This is a genomic window from Serratia marcescens (genome assembly GCF_029846115.1).
Taxonomy (GTDB): domain Bacteria; phylum Pseudomonadota; class Gammaproteobacteria; order Enterobacterales; family Enterobacteriaceae; genus Serratia; species Serratia marcescens_L.
Genome location: NZ_JARVZZ010000001.1, coordinates 323,800 through 337,994, shown reverse-complemented (window position 1 = coordinate 337,994; position 14,195 = coordinate 323,800). Strand labels below are relative to the sequence as shown.

Annotated in this window: 17 protein-coding genes; 12 read left to right on the top strand and 5 right to left on the bottom strand. The window is 59.5% G+C overall.

From position 1 onward, the window contains the following. Positions 1-149: 149 nt before the first annotated feature. From mlaF to murA, 7 genes are all read left to right on the top strand, one after another. Positions 150-965 (top strand): phospholipid ABC transporter ATP-binding protein MlaF, encoded by an 816-nt coding sequence (gene mlaF, locus QDT79_RS01565; protein ID WP_028127533.1) that lies wholly within the window; start codon positions 150-152, stop codon positions 963-965. Positions 966-969: 4 nt separating this feature from the next. Next, positions 970-1,752 (top strand): lipid asymmetry maintenance ABC transporter permease subunit MlaE, encoded by a 783-nt coding sequence (gene mlaE / locus QDT79_RS01560; RefSeq protein ID WP_004937059.1) that lies wholly within the window; start codon positions 970-972, stop codon positions 1,750-1,752. Positions 1,753-1,756: 4 nt separating this feature from the next. Then, positions 1,757-2,305 carry an outer membrane lipid asymmetry maintenance protein MlaD gene (mlaD, locus tag QDT79_RS01555; protein WP_063988601.1) on the top strand — a complete coding sequence of 183 codons (549 nt, stop codon included), beginning with the start codon at positions 1,757-1,759 and terminating at the stop codon, positions 2,303-2,305. A 14-nt stretch (positions 2,306-2,319) separates the two neighbouring features. Beyond that, positions 2,320-2,949: a phospholipid-binding protein MlaC gene (gene mlaC, locus QDT79_RS01550; RefSeq protein WP_063988602.1), complete on the top strand. Its 630-nt coding sequence runs from the start codon at positions 2,320-2,322 to the stop codon at positions 2,947-2,949. Next, on the top strand, positions 2,949-3,251 hold the full coding sequence (gene mlaB / locus QDT79_RS01545; RefSeq protein WP_016930202.1) for a lipid asymmetry maintenance protein MlaB: 303 nt from the start codon (positions 2,949-2,951) through the stop codon (positions 3,249-3,251). Before mlaC ends, mlaB begins: the two co-directional genes overlap by 1 nt. Positions 3,252-3,391: 140 nt before the next feature. Beyond that, entirely contained in the window at positions 3,392-3,646 is a 255-nt protein-coding gene (ibaG, locus tag QDT79_RS01540) for a BolA family iron metabolism protein IbaG (protein ID WP_025304370.1), read from the top strand. Positions 3,647-3,701: 55 nt separating this feature from the next. Then, complete coding sequence (gene murA / locus QDT79_RS01535; RefSeq protein ID WP_004937068.1) at positions 3,702-4,961, top strand: UDP-N-acetylglucosamine 1-carboxyvinyltransferase; 1,260 nt, start codon at positions 3,702-3,704, stop codon at positions 4,959-4,961. A gap of 72 nt (positions 4,962-5,033) precedes the next feature. Here murA and degS read toward each other — a convergent pair whose 3' ends face one another. From degS to zapG, 3 genes are all read right to left on the bottom strand, one after another. After that, positions 5,034-6,092 carry an outer membrane-stress sensor serine endopeptidase DegS gene (degS, locus tag QDT79_RS01530; protein WP_063988603.1) on the bottom strand — a complete coding sequence of 353 codons (1,059 nt, stop codon included), beginning with the start codon at positions 6,090-6,092 and terminating at the stop codon, positions 5,034-5,036. 88 nt (positions 6,093-6,180) lie between these two features. Beyond that, positions 6,181-7,551 carry a serine endoprotease DegQ gene (degQ, locus tag QDT79_RS01525; protein WP_107227086.1) on the bottom strand — a complete coding sequence of 457 codons (1,371 nt, stop codon included), beginning with the start codon at positions 7,549-7,551 and terminating at the stop codon, positions 6,181-6,183. 181 nt (positions 7,552-7,732) lie between these two features. Next, complete coding sequence (gene zapG, locus QDT79_RS01520; RefSeq protein WP_004937074.1) at positions 7,733-8,134, bottom strand: Z-ring associated protein ZapG; 402 nt, start codon at positions 8,132-8,134, stop codon at positions 7,733-7,735. Between the two features lie 231 nt (positions 8,135-8,365). Here zapG and zapE point away from each other — a divergent pair, with 231 nt between their 5' ends. The 5 genes from zapE (at position 8,366) to sspB (ending at position 12,067) form a co-directional block, all read left to right on the top strand. Further along, positions 8,366-9,493: a cell division protein ZapE gene (zapE, locus tag QDT79_RS01515; RefSeq protein WP_107227085.1), complete on the top strand. Its 1,128-nt coding sequence runs from the start codon at positions 8,366-8,368 to the stop codon at positions 9,491-9,493. A gap of 264 nt (positions 9,494-9,757) precedes the next feature. Next, positions 9,758-10,186, top strand: coding sequence for a 50S ribosomal protein L13 (gene rplM / locus QDT79_RS01510; protein ID WP_004937079.1), 429 nt, complete (start codon positions 9,758-9,760; stop codon positions 10,184-10,186). A gap of 15 nt (positions 10,187-10,201) precedes the next feature. Continuing rightward, complete coding sequence (rpsI, locus tag QDT79_RS01505; protein ID WP_004937080.1) at positions 10,202-10,594, top strand: 30S ribosomal protein S9; 393 nt, start codon at positions 10,202-10,204, stop codon at positions 10,592-10,594. A gap of 325 nt (positions 10,595-10,919) precedes the next feature. Further along, complete coding sequence (gene sspA, locus QDT79_RS01500) at positions 10,920-11,561, top strand: stringent starvation protein SspA (RefSeq protein ID WP_063988752.1); 642 nt, start codon at positions 10,920-10,922, stop codon at positions 11,559-11,561. 5 nt (positions 11,562-11,566) lie between these two features. Further along, positions 11,567-12,067, top strand: a complete 501-nt coding sequence (gene sspB, locus QDT79_RS01495) for a ClpXP protease specificity-enhancing factor (protein WP_004937084.1) — start codon at positions 11,567-11,569, stop codon at positions 12,065-12,067. A 63-nt stretch (positions 12,068-12,130) separates the two neighbouring features. Here sspB and QDT79_RS01490 read toward each other — a convergent pair whose 3' ends face one another. After that, complete coding sequence (locus QDT79_RS01490) at positions 12,131-12,610, bottom strand: hypothetical protein (RefSeq protein WP_107227084.1); 480 nt, start codon at positions 12,608-12,610, stop codon at positions 12,131-12,133. A gap of 164 nt (positions 12,611-12,774) precedes the next feature. After that, the gene (locus QDT79_RS01485) at positions 12,775-14,193 is read right to left on the bottom strand and encodes a glutamate synthase small subunit (RefSeq protein ID WP_063988608.1); all 1,419 of its coding nucleotides are present in this window, start codon (positions 14,191-14,193) and stop codon (positions 12,775-12,777) included. Between the last annotated feature and the right edge of the window lie 2 nt (positions 14,194-14,195).

The following is a 14,195-nucleotide window of genomic DNA, read 5'->3' as shown; positions in this document are numbered from 1 at the left end:
TTTGACCGGGTGGCGCGGAAAAGTAAAACCAATGGCACCATTGGTTGCGAAATGGCAGTAAGTTTTTGTAAAGATGAGACGGATTGCGCCCATTGCTTTAACATCACGGGTAGATTCAGCAAAAGATGAGTCGTAAAGGGTCCATTAACATGCTCCAAAAGGCAGATAATTTGGTCGAAGTGCGCGACATGAGCTTCTCGCGCGGCGACCGACGGATATTTGAAGACATCAACCTGACGGTGCCTCGCGGTAAGGTCACGGCGATCATGGGGCCATCGGGCATCGGCAAAACCACGCTGCTGCGCCTGATCGGCGGCCAGTTGGCGCCGGACAGCGGGGAGATTTGGTTCGACGGCGACAACATTCCCGCGTTGTCCCGCCGTCAGTTATACGACGCGCGCAAAAAGATGAGCATGCTGTTCCAGTCGGGCGCGCTGTTTACCGATTTGACCGTATTCGAAAACGTGGCCTACCCGCTGCGCGAGCACAGCAACCTGCCGGAGCCTTTGTTGCGCAGCACGGTGCTGATGAAGCTGGAAGCGGTGGGGCTGCGCGGCGCGGCCCAACTGATGCCCAATGAGCTTTCCGGCGGCATGGCGCGCCGGGCGGCGTTGGCGCGCGCGATCGCGCTGGACCCGGAGATGATCATGTTCGACGAACCCTTCGTCGGCCAGGATCCGATCACCATGGGGGTGTTGGTCAAGCTGATCGACGAGCTGAACCATGCGCTGGGCATTACCTGCATCGTGGTGTCGCACGACGTGCCGGAGGTGCTGAGCATCGCCGACTACGCCTACATCGTGGCCGATCACCGGGTGATCGCCGAAGGCACCACGCAGCAATTGCAGAACAATCCTGATGCGCGCGTGCGCCAGTTCCTGGATGGTATAGCGGATGGGCCGGTGCCGTTCCGCTATCCGGCCGGGGATTATCAGACCGAACTGCTAGGCTTAGGGAGTAAATAAGCTCATGTTATTAAGAGCGTTAGCGTCCTTGGGGCGCAGTGGCATCAACACCAGCGCCAGCTTCGGCCGCGCCGGGTTGATGCTGTTCAACGCGTTGATTGGCCGGCCGGAACCCGGCAAGCAGTGGCCGCTGTTGTTGAAACAGCTCTACAGCGTCGGCGTGCAGTCGCTGCTGATCATCATGGTCTCCGGGCTGTTCATCGGTATGGTGCTGGGCCTGCAGGGCTATATCGTGCTCACCACCTACAGCGCCGAGGCCAGCCTCGGCATGATGGTGGCGCTGTCGCTGCTGCGTGAACTGGGGCCGGTGGTGACGGCGCTGCTGTTCGCCGGCCGCGCCGGTTCCGCGCTCACGGCGGAAATCGGCCTGATGAAGGCGACGGAACAGATCTCCAGCCTGGAAATGATGGCGGTCGATCCGCTGCGGCGCATCGTGGCGCCGCGCTTCTGGGCGGGGCTCATCAGCATGCCGCTGTTGACCATCATTTTCGTGGCGATCGGCATTTGGGGCGGCTCGGTGGTCGGCGTGGACTGGAAGGGCATCGACAGCGGCTTCTTCTGGTCGGCGATGCAGGGCGCCGTAGAGTGGAAAAAAGATCTGCTCAACTGCCTGATCAAAAGCGTGGTATTCGCCATTACCGTAACCTGGATTGCCATTTTCAACGGGTACGACGCCGTGCCTACCTCTGAAGGGATTAGCCGGGCGACGACGCGTACCGTGGTGCATTCGTCACTGGCGGTGTTGGGATTGGATTTCGTGCTGACAGCACTGATGTTTGGGAATTGATTCGATGCAAACGAAGAAGAGTGAAATCTGGGTTGGGGCATTTATGCTGATTGCGCTGTGCGCCATCGTGTTTATCTGCCTGCAGGTGGCGAACCTTAAATCGATCGGCAGCGAGCCGACCTACCGCATTTACGCGACGTTCGACAACATCGGCGGCCTGAAGCCGCGTTCGCCGGTGAAAATTGGCGGCGTGGTGATCGGCCGCGTAGCGGACATCGAACTCGATTCGAAAACCTACACGCCACGCGTGGCGCTGGATATCCAGAAAAAGTACGACCAAATCCCGGATACCAGCTCGCTGGCGATCCGCACCTCCGGCCTGCTGGGCGAGCAATATCTGGCGCTTAACGTGGGCTTCGAAGATCCTGATATGGGCACCACCATCCTGAAAGACGGCGGCACCATTCAGGACACCAAATCAGCCATGGTTCTGGAAGACCTGATCGGCCAGTTCCTGTATAAAAGCGGCGGTCAGGACAGCGCCAAACCGGGAGACGCGGCCGCTGAGCCGGCTGCCGGCGCCACACCGCAACCCGCTGTTCCAAATCATTAAGAGAGGATACCTGCATGTTTAAACGTTTACTGATGGTGGCTCTGCTGGTGGTTGCACCGCTGGCGAGCGCAGCCGACCAAACCAATCCTTACAGCATGATGCAAGACGCGGCGCAGAAGACCTTCAGCCGTTTGAAAAACGAACAGCCGAAGATCAAGCAGGACCCGAACTACCTGCGCTCCATCGTCCACCAGGAACTGATGCCGTTCGTGCAGGTGAAATACGCCGGCGCGCTGGTGCTGGGGCGTTACTATAAAGAGGCGACGCCTGCGCAGCGCGAAGCCTACTTCACCGCCTTCCAGTCTTACCTGGAGCAGGCTTACGGCCAGGCGCTGGCGATGTACCACGGCCAAACTTATCAGATCGCGCCTGAACAGCCGCTGGGCAATGCCGACATCGTGGCCATTCGCGTCACCATCATCGACAACGGTGGCCGCCCGCCGGTGCGTCTGGATTTCCAATGGCGCAAGAACAGCAAAACCGGCTACTGGCAGGCGTATGACATGATCGCCGAAGGCGTCAGCATGATCACCACCAAGCAGAATGAGTGGGCGTCTACGCTGCGTACTCAGGGCATCGACGGCCTGACCAAACAGCTGCAGGCCGCCGCCGCGCAGCCTATCACGCTGGACAAGAAAAACTGATGTCGGCAGCGCTCAGCTTCGAATCAGAGCAGCAGACGCTGATCCTGCGCGGTGAACTGGACCGGGAAACGCTGCAGCCGCTGTGGCGGCAGCGCGACGCGTTGATGGCGGATAAAACCGCGATCGACGTGGCGCAACTGCAGCGCGTGGACTCCGCCGGGCTGGCGCTGTTGCTGCATTTGCAGGAAGAGCAGCGCGAGCGCGGCGTAGCGTTGAAAATTTTCGGTGCCACCGAGCGCCTGAAAACGCTGATCGCGCTCTACAACCTGCAGGCGATAATGCCTGTCGATACCGCCGGTTAGCGGCGTTTCACGACGCCCTTGCGTGGTAAAACGATACAAAGCCCCTGTTATGCAGGGGCTTTTTCTTTAGTTTAAGAAAACATCGTATTCCACTAAGATACTAGGCTGTTTATGATCCTTTAGCGGCAGAACTGGATACTATGGAAACCAACGAGATTAAAGACGTGCTGATGCAGGCATTGGCACTGGATGAAGCACATGTGACGGGCGACGGCAGTCATTTTCAAGCGATTGTGGTCGGTGAACTGTTCGCCGGCATGAGCCGCGTCAAAAAACAGCAGACGGTTTACGCACCGCTGATGGAATACATTGCGGACAACCGCATTCATGCCTTGTCTATCAAGGCGTACACCCCTGAAGAGTGGCAGCGAGACCGCAAACTCAACGGATTTTAAGGCTGTTTGCCCTGCCGGGCGGGCAGCTTCAGATTAGATAACAGAGAGTAGTCAGATGGATAAATTTCGTGTGCAGGGTCGGACCCGCCTGAGCGGTGAAGTGTCTATTTCCGGGGCCAAAAACGCCGCCCTGCCGATCCTGTTCGCCGCCCTGTTGGCGGAAGAGCCGGTCGAGCTGCAGAATGTCCCCAAGCTGAAGGACATTGACACCACCATTAAACTACTCAACCAGTTGGGTACCAAGATTGAGCGCAACGGTTCGGTCTTCGTGGACGCCAGCGGCGTGAACGAGTTCTGTGCCCCTTACGATCTGGTGAAAACCATGCGCGCATCCATCTGGGCGCTGGGGCCGCTGGTGGCGCGTTTCGGCCGCGGCCAGGTTTCCCTGCCGGGCGGCTGCGCGATCGGCGCGCGTCCGGTCGATCTGCACATCACCGGCCTGGAGCAGCTGGGTGCCGAGATCAAGCTGGAAGAAGGTTACGTCAAGGCGTCCGTCGAGGGCCGCCTGAAGGGCGCGCACATCGTCATGGACAAGGTGAGCGTGGGCGCGACCGTAACCATCATGAGCGCCGCGACTCTGGCGACTGGCACCACCGTTATCGAGAACGCCGCGCGTGAGCCGGAAATTGTCGATACCGCCAACTTCCTCAATACGCTGGGCGCGAAGATCAGCGGCGCCGGCAGCGACAAAATCACCATCGAGGGTGTCGAGCGTCTGGGCGGCGGCGTGTATCGCGTGCTGCCTGACCGCATCGAGACCGGCACCTTCCTGATCGCCGCCGCAGTTTCCGGTGGCAAAGTGATGTGCCGCAACACCCGTCCGGATACGCTGGATGCGGTGTTGGCCAAGCTGCGCGAAGCCGGTGCCGATATCGAAGTGGGCGAAGACTGGATCAGCCTGGACATGCACGGCAAACGCCCGAAAGCGGTCACCGTGCGCACCGCGCCGCACCCGGGCTTCCCGACCGACATGCAGGCCCAGTTCAGCCTGCTGAACCTGGTGGCGGAAGGCACCGGCGTCATCACCGAGACCATCTTCGAAAACCGCTTCATGCACGTCCCGGAACTGATCCGCATGGGCGCGCACGCGGAAATCGAGAGCAACACCGTAATCTGCCATGGCGTTGAGCAGCTGTCCGGCGCTCAGGTAATGGCGACCGATCTGCGTGCTTCCGCCAGCCTGGTGATCGCCGGCTGCATCGCCGACGGCGTGACCGTCGTCGATCGCATCTACCACATCGATCGTGGCTATGAGCGTATTGAAGACAAGCTGCGCGCGCTGGGTGCGAACATCGAGCGCGTGAAAGGCGAGTAAGTGATTCGCGCCGGCGCGGCTGCGTCGGCAGGATGAAAATCAAAGGGCCGGCTATCAATGCCGGCCCTTTTTTTAATTGCTGTCTTCCGGGAATTCACCCACCGTCATTTTCAATGTAATACGCTTGCCGTCGCGCAGCACGATGACCGGTATCTCGGTGCCCGGCCTGATCTCCGCCACCTGGTCCATGGTCTCCAGCACGGACACCGCCGGTTTGTTATCCACGTTGATGATGATGTCGTTGATCTGGAAACCGGCGCTGCTCGCCGGGCCGTTCGGCGTAATTTCGGTCACGATGATGCCCTGCAGGCGATCGATGCCGGAGTTGGACGAGCGCAGTGGAATAATCTCCTTGCCCTGAATACCGAAATAGCCGCGGATCACGCGGCCGTCGCGGATCAGCTTGTCCATGATTTTGGTGGCCAGTTCGATCGGAATGGCGAAGCCGAGGCCTTCCGGCGTTTCGCCATCGGTGATTTTGTCATAGGTCAGGGTATTGATACCGATCAGCTCGCCCAGCGAGTTGACCAGCGCGCCGCCGGAGTTGCCGCGGTTGATTGAGGCGTCGGTCTGCAGGAATGTTTGCCGGCCGGTGGTGCTCATACTGATTCGCCCGGTGGCGCTGAGGATACCCTGAGTCACGGTTTGCCCCAGGTTATACGGGTTGCCGATCGCCAGCACTACGTCGCCGACGTGGGCAACGCGGTTTTTGTTGGTCGGGATCACCGGCAGGTTGCCGGGATCGATCTTCAGCACCGCCAAATCGGTCAGGCCGTCGGAGCCGACCAGCAGCGCTTCGTAGCGGCGGCCATCCTGCAACACCACGGTGATCTGCTGGGCGTCTTTGATCACGTGGCGGTTGGTGATGATATAACCGCGCTCGTTCATGATCACGCCGGAACCGAGCGACAGCACGTTGGTGGCGCCGTTCAGGTTGCGGTTGTAGATGTTCACCACGGCGGGTGCGGCGCGGCGCACCGCCTTGTTGTAGCTCACCGGTGTTTCGTCGCTGGTATTCTCGGTTTTCTCTGCAAACAGGCCGTTGGAAGAGCGCAGCATGGGCAGGGCGACCAACAGCAGGCCGGCAACGATGAGACCGATAACGACGGAACGCAAGAGCTTAGCAAACATGGAGTTTTCGTGGTGTGGTGAACGATGTTCGGAGGATAGCATGAGTTAACCGGGCGCAGTATGTCACCGAGCCCGGTTTTTGCACAAATTAACGCAGCAGCAGATAAATGGTTTCGTTACCGCGCACGATATTGAGCGCCATCACCGGTGGTTTGGTTTCCAGCACCTTGCGCAGCGCGGTGATGCTGTCCACGCGCTGGCGGTTGACGCCGATGATCACGTCGCCTTTTTGCAAGCCGATCTGTGCCGCCGTCGAGCCTTTATCCACGTTCTCCACCTTCACGCCCTTGTCGCCAGTCGGCAGTGCGCCATTGCTGAGGGAAACCCCCTGCAGCGCCGGCGACAGCGTTTCGGCGTTGGTCGAGGCGCTCTCGCTGTTGTCCAGCGTGACCGAGACTTCCTGCGGTTTGCCATCGCGCAGCAGGCCCACTTTGAGGGTTTTGCCCGGTGCAGTGGTGCCGACTTTGGCGCGCAGCTCGGCGAAGCTGTTCACCGGCTTGCCGTCGACGGAAACCAGAATATCCCCGGCTTTGATGCCGGCCTTGGCGGCGGCGGATTTCGGCAGCACTTCGCTGACGAAGGCGCCGCGCTGCGCGTCGGTGTTGAAGGCTTTGGCCATGTCCGGGGTCATTTCACTGCCCTTGATGCCAAGCAGACCGCGTTTCACTTCGCCGAATTCAATCAGCTGCTGGCTCAGGTTCTGCGCCATATTGCTCGGAATGGCGAAGCCGATGCCGACGTTGCCGCCGCTCGGCGCCAAAATGGCGGTATTGATACCGATCAGTTCGCCGTTCAGGTTAACCAATGCGCCGCCGGAGTTGCCGCGGTTGATCGAGGCGTCGGTCTGAATGAAGTTTTCCAGCCCCTCCAGATTCAGGCCGGTGCGGCCCAGCGCCGAGATGATGCCTGAAGTGGCGGTTTGGCCCAGGCCAAACGGGTTGCCGACCGCCACGGCGAAGTCGCCGACGCGCAGCTGGTCGGAATCGGCCATCTTGATGGCGGTCAGGTTTTTGGTGTCGCTGAGCTGCAGCAGAGCGATGTCGGATTGCTCATCGCGGCCGACCAGCTTGGCGTCCAGTTCACGGCCGTCGTTCAACTGCACGCGGATTTTATCGGCGTTGTTGATGACGTGGTTGTTGGTCAGCACGTAGCCTTTGGCAGCGTCGATGATGACGCCGGAACCCAGCCCTTCAAACGGGCGGGAGCTCTGCTGCTGGCCGGGGAAATTGGGGCCGAAGAAGCGTCTGAACTCTTCCGGCAGCTGTTGACGCTGCACCTGGGTGCCTGCGACATGCACGCTCACTACGGCGGGCAAGACTTTTTCCAGCATCGGCGCCAGGCTCGGCAGCGGCTGCCCCTGAACAGCGACGGGCAGGGCCGCGTTGGCCACCGGTACAGCGCTGAGCGCCAGGCCGAGGCTCATTGCCAATGCACTAAGAATTAAAGACTTTTTCTTCATTGATGATAACTCTCTCAATACCTGCCGATGAAAATTTGATGATAAGGCAATCACCTTGTCATAGTGAAGGGTAAGACCGTGAATTTGCGTGCAAAGTTCAGTAAAGGTAATGCGAAGGAAGGTCAATAAGGCACAAAGGGGGAATAAACCCGCGGGTGGCCCCGCGGGCGAAGAAGGGATATCAGTCGCGGCGCGCGCTTTGGCCGCGCAGCAGGCCGGAGGCGCCTTCCGAATAGTCGCGCGGCATTTCCACCGGCGCCTGATCGTTGTCTGCTTCCGCTTCGGTCAGGCGATAGCGGAACGGGTTCTCCTGCATCGGCAGATCCGGCAGCAGGTTGTTGGAGCTTTTCGCCATGTGCTGATACAGCTGGCGATAGTCGCGAGCCATGTTGTCCAGCAGCTCGGCGCTGCGGGCAAAGTGGCCGACCAGCTCCTGACGGTACTCTTCCAGCTCGGTTTTGCTCTTGTCCAGCTCGTTCTGCAGGACTTGTTGTTGACGTAATTTACGGTTGCCAAAACGCATCGCCACCGCACCAATCACGATACCGACGACCAAACCAATCAGCGCATACTCCCAGGTCATGATGACTCCTATTTTGACTTCGTTGTTCCGCAGGGATTTTTCACTTAATAATATCCACTATAACCGTTAACCTTGTCCGAGTGGAATCCTGATGCGCTTCCACCTAATTTTTACAGGGTTTTCAGCGGCGCCCGCAGCGGGCATTTGTGGCGATAACGGTGCGAATCGGCATCAACTTGCCGCCAACGTTGGCTAAATAATTTCTAAGCGTTCTTAGGGAACATCGAACAGATGCAGGCACTATCACCGTTATCTCGCTACCAGCAGGCGCTGGACGCGGGGGAATATCAGGCCGATGAGGTTCAACGTCGGGCCATGACTCAACTGGATCGCATTTATCAGGCCCTGCTGCAAAAGCCCGCGGCGAGCGCGCCGGCCGGCGGGCTGCGCGGCAAGCTCAGCCGTTTGCTGGGCAAGGGCGGCGAAACGGCGCCGCAGCGTCCGGTGCAGGGGCTGTATATGTGGGGCGGCGTTGGGCGCGGCAAAACCTGGTTGATGGACATGTTCTTCCACAGCCTGCCGGGCGATCGCAAAATGCGCCTGCACTTTCACCGCTTCATGTTGCGAGTGCATGAAGAGCTGACCGAGTTGCAGGGGCGGGAAAACCCGCTGGACATCGTTGCCGACGGCTTCAAGGCCGAGACCGATGTGTTGTGCTTCGACGAATTCTTCGTGTCCGACATCACCGACGCCATGCTGCTGGCCACGCTGCTGCAGGCGCTGTTCGCGCGTGGTATCACGCTGGTGGCCACGTCGAACATCCCGCCGGACGATCTGTACCGCAACGGCCTGCAGCGGGCGCGTTTCCTGCCGGCTATCGATCTGATCAATGAGTACTGCGACGTGATGAACGTCGACGCCGGTATCGACTATCGTCTGCGTACCCTGACCCAGGCGCACCTCTACCTGACGCCGCTGAGCGACCAGACGCGCGAGACCCTGGATCGGATGTTCGTCAAGCTGGCGGGCAAGGCGGGGGAGGACGCGCCGGTGCTGCAGATCAACCATCGGCCGCTGCAGGCGATCCGTTCGGTGGACGGCGTGCTGGCGGTGGATTTCCACACGCTGTGCGAAGAGGCGCGCAGCCAACTGGACTACATTGCGCTGTCGCGGCTGTATCACAGCGTGATCCTGTATAATGTGCAGGTGATGGGGCCGTTGAAAGAGAATACTGCGCGCCGCTTCCTGGCGCTGGTGGACGAATTCTACGAGCGACACGTCAAGCTGGTGATCGGCGCCGAGGCGTCGATGTTCGAGATCTACCAGGGGGAGCGGCTGAAGTTCGAGTACCAGCGCTGCCTGTCTCGCCTGCAGGAAATGCAGAGCGAAGAGTACCTTAAGCTGCCGCATCTGCCCTGAGTCCGCCGGGCCTATCGCCGGTTGCCTGCCGCCGGCGATAAATTTATTTTCCATTCAAAAACCGTTCGATCTTTGTGAGCGACTTCTCTATAATCTTGCGACCCCACGTTACAACAAAGTTTTTTTTCCCAAAAACTTTATAGTGCCGGCAATGGCTATTCGAAGGGGTAGGTTTGCTGGACTTGTATGGTCGTGTGAGCCTCAACTGTTTTCGAGCGTTTGGGTGTTCACCAACGTGTAACTAATTATTGGGTAAGCTTTCTAATGAAAACTTTTACAGCTAAACCAGAAACCGTAAAACGCGACTGGTACGTTGTTGATGCAGATGGTAAAACTTTAGGCCGTCTCGCTACTGAACTGGCTCGTCGCCTGCGCGGCAAGCATAAAGCGGAATACACCCCGCACGTGGATACCGGTGATTACATCATCGTTCTGAACGCTGACAAAGTTGCTGTAACCGGCAACAAGCGTACAGACAAAGTGTACTACCACCACACCGGCCACATCGGTGGTATCAAGCAAGCGACCTTTGAAGAGATGATTGCCCGCCGTCCTGAGCGCGTGATTGAAATCGCGGTTAAAGGCATGCTGCCAAAGGGCCCGCTGGGTCGTGCTATGTTCCGTAAACTGAAAGTTTACGCGGGCACCGAGCACAATCACGCGGCACAGCAACCGCAAGTTCTGGACATTTAATCGGGATTAATGGCAATGGCTGAAAATCAATACTACGGCACTGGTCGCCGCAAAAGCTCCGCCGCTCGCGTCTTCATCAAGCCGGGCAACGGTAACATCGTTATCAACCAGCGCAGCCTGGAACAGTACTTCGGTCGCGAAACTGCCCGCATGGTAGTTCGTCAGCCGCTGGAGCTGGTCGACATGGTTGGCAAACTGGACCTGTACATCACCGTTAAAGGTGGTGGTATCTCCGGTCAAGCTGGCGCTATCCGTCACGGTATCACCCGTGCACTGATGGAGTACGATGAGACTCTGCGTTCTGAACTGCGTAAAGCTGGCTTCGTCACCCGTGACGCTCGTCAGGTTGAACGTAAGAAAGTCGGCCTGCGTAAAGCACGTCGTCGTCCGCAGTTCTCCAAGCGTTAATTTTCGCTGCCTCGGCAGTGCGATTTACGCAAAAAACCCGGTGCTTCACCGGGTTTTTTTATGCCTGAAATCCGCCGTCCCCGACTAAAATCTGTGGCATATCAGACAATTCAACATGAATTCGCCGCACCGCCCCCACAAAACAAGCAAAATCTGGTAAACTATCACCCACTTTTGCGCCTGTTCGCCGTGCAGTTGACCTCCTGAGCCGGTTTTTCATGGGCTCGGGTCGCGCTGCGTGCTGCCGGCCTGCGGCAAGATTATTCAGGATAGCAGCCTGTCAGTTGGCTATTCGCAGTATTTTCTAGATAACTTGGAGGTTTTCATGGCTGTCGCTGCCAACAAACGTTCGGTAATGACGCTGTTCTCTGGCCCGACCGACATTTTTAGCCATCAAGTACGTATCGTACTGGCGGAGAAAGGTGTCAGCGTCGAGATCGAGCAGGTCGAAATGGATAACCTGCCGCAAGATCTGATTGACCTCAACCCCTACCAGACGGTGCCTACGCTGGTCGATCGCGAACTGACCCTGTATGAATCCCGCATCATCATGGAATACCTGGATGAGCGTTTCCCGCACCCGCCGCTGATGCCGGTTTACCCGGTTGCCCGTGGCGAGAGCCGTCTGATGATGCTGCGCATCGAGAAGAACTGGTACTCGCTGATGGACAAGATCGAGAAGAGCAGCGGTCAGGAAGCGGAATCCGCCCGTCGCCAGCTGCGTGAGGAGCTGTTGGCGATCGCGCCTATCTTCGGTCAGACGCCGTATTTCATGAGCGAAGAGTTCAGTCTGGTGGATTGCTACCTGGCACCGCTGCTGTGGCGTCTGTCGCAGCTGGGCATCGAATTGAGCGGCGCCGGTTCCAAAGAGCTGAAGGGCTACATGACCCGCGTCTTCGAACGCGACGCTTTCCTGGCTTCCTTGACCGAAGCCGAGCGTGAAATGCGCCTGCAAACCCGGGGCTAAGCGCGATGGACATGTCTCAGATGACGCCGCGTCGCCCGTATCTGCTGCGGGCGTTCTACGACTGGCTGCTGGATAACCAGCTGACGCCGCACCTGGTGGTCGACGTGACTCGCCCGGACGTGCAGGTGCCGATGGAGTTCGCGCGTGACGGCCAGATCGTGCTGAATATCGCGCCGCGCGCGGTAGGCAACCTGGCGTTGGGCAACGAAGACGTGCAGTTTAACGCACGTTTCGGCGGCGTGCCGCGTCAGGTTTCGGTGCCGATGGCCGCCGTGCTGGCGATCTATGCGCGTGAAAACGGCGCCGGCACGATGTTCGAACCGGAAGCCGCCTACGACGAAAGTGAAGGCGTGTTCGAAGGTCTGGATAATGAGACGATCCCTTCGGAAACCCTGATGTCGGTGATCGACGGCGATCGCCCGGATACCGCGGAAGATAACGGCCCGGACGATGAGCCGCCACAGCCGCCGCGCGGTGGCCGCCCGGCGCTGCGCGTGGTGAAATAACCCCGCGCGAACAAACGAAAAAGCACCCCTGGGGGTGCTTTTTTTTTGCCCGGCAGAGGCGGATCAGCCTTTCAAAGCGGCAATGCAGGCATCGCGCGGCGCGCTGAGATCGCCAACGCGCACGGTGGACAAGGCGTGGGTTGCGCGCTGGCGGAAACTGGTGATGGCGGTGTCGCCTTGCACTTCCGGCGGCGCGGTGCAAATGTCATTGAGCGGCAGATCGTTGCCTTTGTTGAGCGCCTGCAACACCGCCGCCGGATTGTAGATCAGGGCGGCGGAGAGGGCCGATTTGATGCCGGCGGTAAAGCCGGCATTGCCGCCGCCGGCCAGCTTGGGCGCCAGGGCAATCCAGCTGTCGTCCCCCAGCCTGATGCTGTTTTCCACGGCGTTGAACTGCCCGGCCTTGCCTAACTGAGCCACGACCGGCCGCGCGCCGCGTGCTTCGATATTGTAACCGACCTCCTGCGAATCCAGCGCCATGGCCGAAGTGCTGAAACTGACGGCCAGCAGTGCGCCGGCCAACAGGGAAATGGAGCATTTCATGTTCGCTATCCTTATCTCGGTGTCAGGCGCAGCCGCGCCCCGCAATGGTGCTAACTCAATACTATAGCGCGTTGAGACGGTGAGGAGAGGGGAGGTTGTTACAAAGCGTGGCAGGCTAAAACAGAGGCCCGGCAACGTGCCGGGCCTTTGGCGGTACGGAAGGTTTACACTTCCAGGTAGTTCATGATGCCGTCTGCCGCCTTGCGGCCTTCGGCGATCGCTGTCACCACCAGGTCTGAGCCGCGCACCGCGTCGCCACCGGCGAAGATTTTCGGGTTACTGGTCTGGAACGCGTTGTCGCTGCCTTCCGGTGCCAGGATGCGGCCCTGTTTATCGAGCTGCACGTCGTGCGCCGCCAGCCAGTCCATGCGGTGCGGGCGGAAGCCGAACGCCATCACCACCGCGTCGGCGTCGATCACGTGTTCGGAACCCGGCACCTGCTCCGCCGCCTGACGGCCGTTGGCATCCGGCGCACCCAGCTGAGTGCGTACCATTTTCACCCCGGCCACGCGGCCGGCGCTGTTCAGTTCGATGCTCAGCGGCTGCAGGTTGAACTGGAAGTCTACGCCTTCTTCCCGGGCGTTCTTCACTTCGCGCTTGGAGCCCGGCATGTTGGCTTCGTCGCGGCGGTAGGCGCAGATGACCTGCGTCGCGCCCTGGCGCACCGAGGTACGCACGCAGTCCATGGCGGTATCGCCACCGCCCAGCACCACCACGCGCTTGCCCTCCATGCTGACGTAAGGCTCGTGCTGCTCGGTTTCATACCCCATCAGCTGTTTGGTGTTGGCGATCAGGAACGGCAGCGCGTCGTACACGCCCTGCGCCTCCTCGTTCTCCAGGCCACCGCGCATCGACTGATAGGTGCCGACGCCGAGAAACACCGCATCGTACTCGCTCAGCAAGGTCTCCATGCTGACGTCTTTGCCCACTTCGGTGTTCAGCTGGAACTCGATGCCCATCTCGCTGAAAATGCCGCGGCGTTTGACCATCACTTCCTTTTCCAGCTTGAAGGCCGGGATACCGAAGGTCAGCAGGCCGCCGATCTCGGGATGACGGTCATACACCACCGCTTTGACGCCGTTGCGGGTCAGCACGTCGGCGCAGGCCAGCCCGGCAGGGCCGGCACCGACGATCGCCACGCGCTTGCCGGTCGGCTGCACGTGCGACATGTCCGGCTTCCAGCCCATTTCGATGGCCTTATCGCTGATGTAGCGCTCGATATTGCCGATGGTGACCGCGCCGAACTCGTCGTTCAGGGTGCAGGAGCCTTCGCACAGGCGATCCTGCGGGCACACGCGGCCGCACACTTCCGGCAGGCTGTTGGTCTGATGCGCCAGGTCCGCCGCTTCCATGATGCGGCCTTCGTTGGCCAGCTTCAGCCAGTTCGGGATGTAGTTGTGCACCGGGCACTTCCACTCGCAATACGGGTTGCCGCAGGACAGACAGCGGTCAGCCTGGGCCTTGGCCTGGGTTTCCGAAAACGGTTCGTAGATCTCGACGAACTCGATTTTGCGGATCTTCAGCGGTTTCTTTGGCGGATCAACACGCTGCAGGTCGATAAATTGATAAACGTTCTGGCTCATTA

Bases quoted from the DNA above. Each gene is read 5' to 3' on its own strand.
- rplM (WP_004937079.1), top strand. From the start codon at position 9,758: ATGAAAACTTTTACAGCTAAACCAGAAACCGTAAAACGCGACTGGTAC.
- mlaC (WP_063988602.1), top strand. From the start codon at position 2,320: ATGTTTAAACGTTTACTGATGGTGGCTCTGCTGGTGGTTGCACCGCTG.
- zapE (WP_107227085.1), top strand. From the start codon at position 8,366: ATGCAGGCACTATCACCGTTATCTCGCTACCAGCAGGCGCTGGACGCG.
- QDT79_RS01490 (WP_107227084.1), bottom strand. From the start codon at position 12,610: ATGAAATGCTCCATTTCCCTGTTGGCCGGCGCACTGCTGGCCGTCAGT.
- zapG (WP_004937074.1), bottom strand. From the start codon at position 8,134: ATGACCTGGGAGTATGCGCTGATTGGTTTGGTCGTCGGTATCGTGATT.
- sspA (WP_063988752.1), top strand. From the start codon at position 10,920: ATGGCTGTCGCTGCCAACAAACGTTCGGTAATGACGCTGTTCTCTGGC.
- mlaD (WP_063988601.1), top strand. From the start codon at position 1,757: ATGCAAACGAAGAAGAGTGAAATCTGGGTTGGGGCATTTATGCTGATT.
- degQ (WP_107227086.1), bottom strand. From the start codon at position 7,551: ATGAAGAAAAAGTCTTTAATTCTTAGTGCATTGGCAATGAGCCTCGGC.
- QDT79_RS01485 (WP_063988608.1), bottom strand. From the start codon at position 14,193: ATGAGCCAGAACGTTTATCAATTTATCGACCTGCAGCGTGTTGATCCG.
- murA (WP_004937068.1), top strand. From the start codon at position 3,702: ATGGATAAATTTCGTGTGCAGGGTCGGACCCGCCTGAGCGGTGAAGTG.
- mlaB (WP_016930202.1), top strand. From the start codon at position 2,949: ATGTCGGCAGCGCTCAGCTTCGAATCAGAGCAGCAGACGCTGATCCTG.
- ibaG (WP_025304370.1), top strand. From the start codon at position 3,392: ATGGAAACCAACGAGATTAAAGACGTGCTGATGCAGGCATTGGCACTG.
- degS (WP_063988603.1), bottom strand. From the start codon at position 6,092: ATGTTTGCTAAGCTCTTGCGTTCCGTCGTTATCGGTCTCATCGTTGCC.
- mlaE (WP_004937059.1), top strand. From the start codon at position 970: ATGTTATTAAGAGCGTTAGCGTCCTTGGGGCGCAGTGGCATCAACACC.
- mlaF (WP_028127533.1), top strand. From the start codon at position 150: ATGCTCCAAAAGGCAGATAATTTGGTCGAAGTGCGCGACATGAGCTTC.
- rpsI (WP_004937080.1), top strand. From the start codon at position 10,202: ATGGCTGAAAATCAATACTACGGCACTGGTCGCCGCAAAAGCTCCGCC.
- sspB (WP_004937084.1), top strand. From the start codon at position 11,567: ATGGACATGTCTCAGATGACGCCGCGTCGCCCGTATCTGCTGCGGGCG.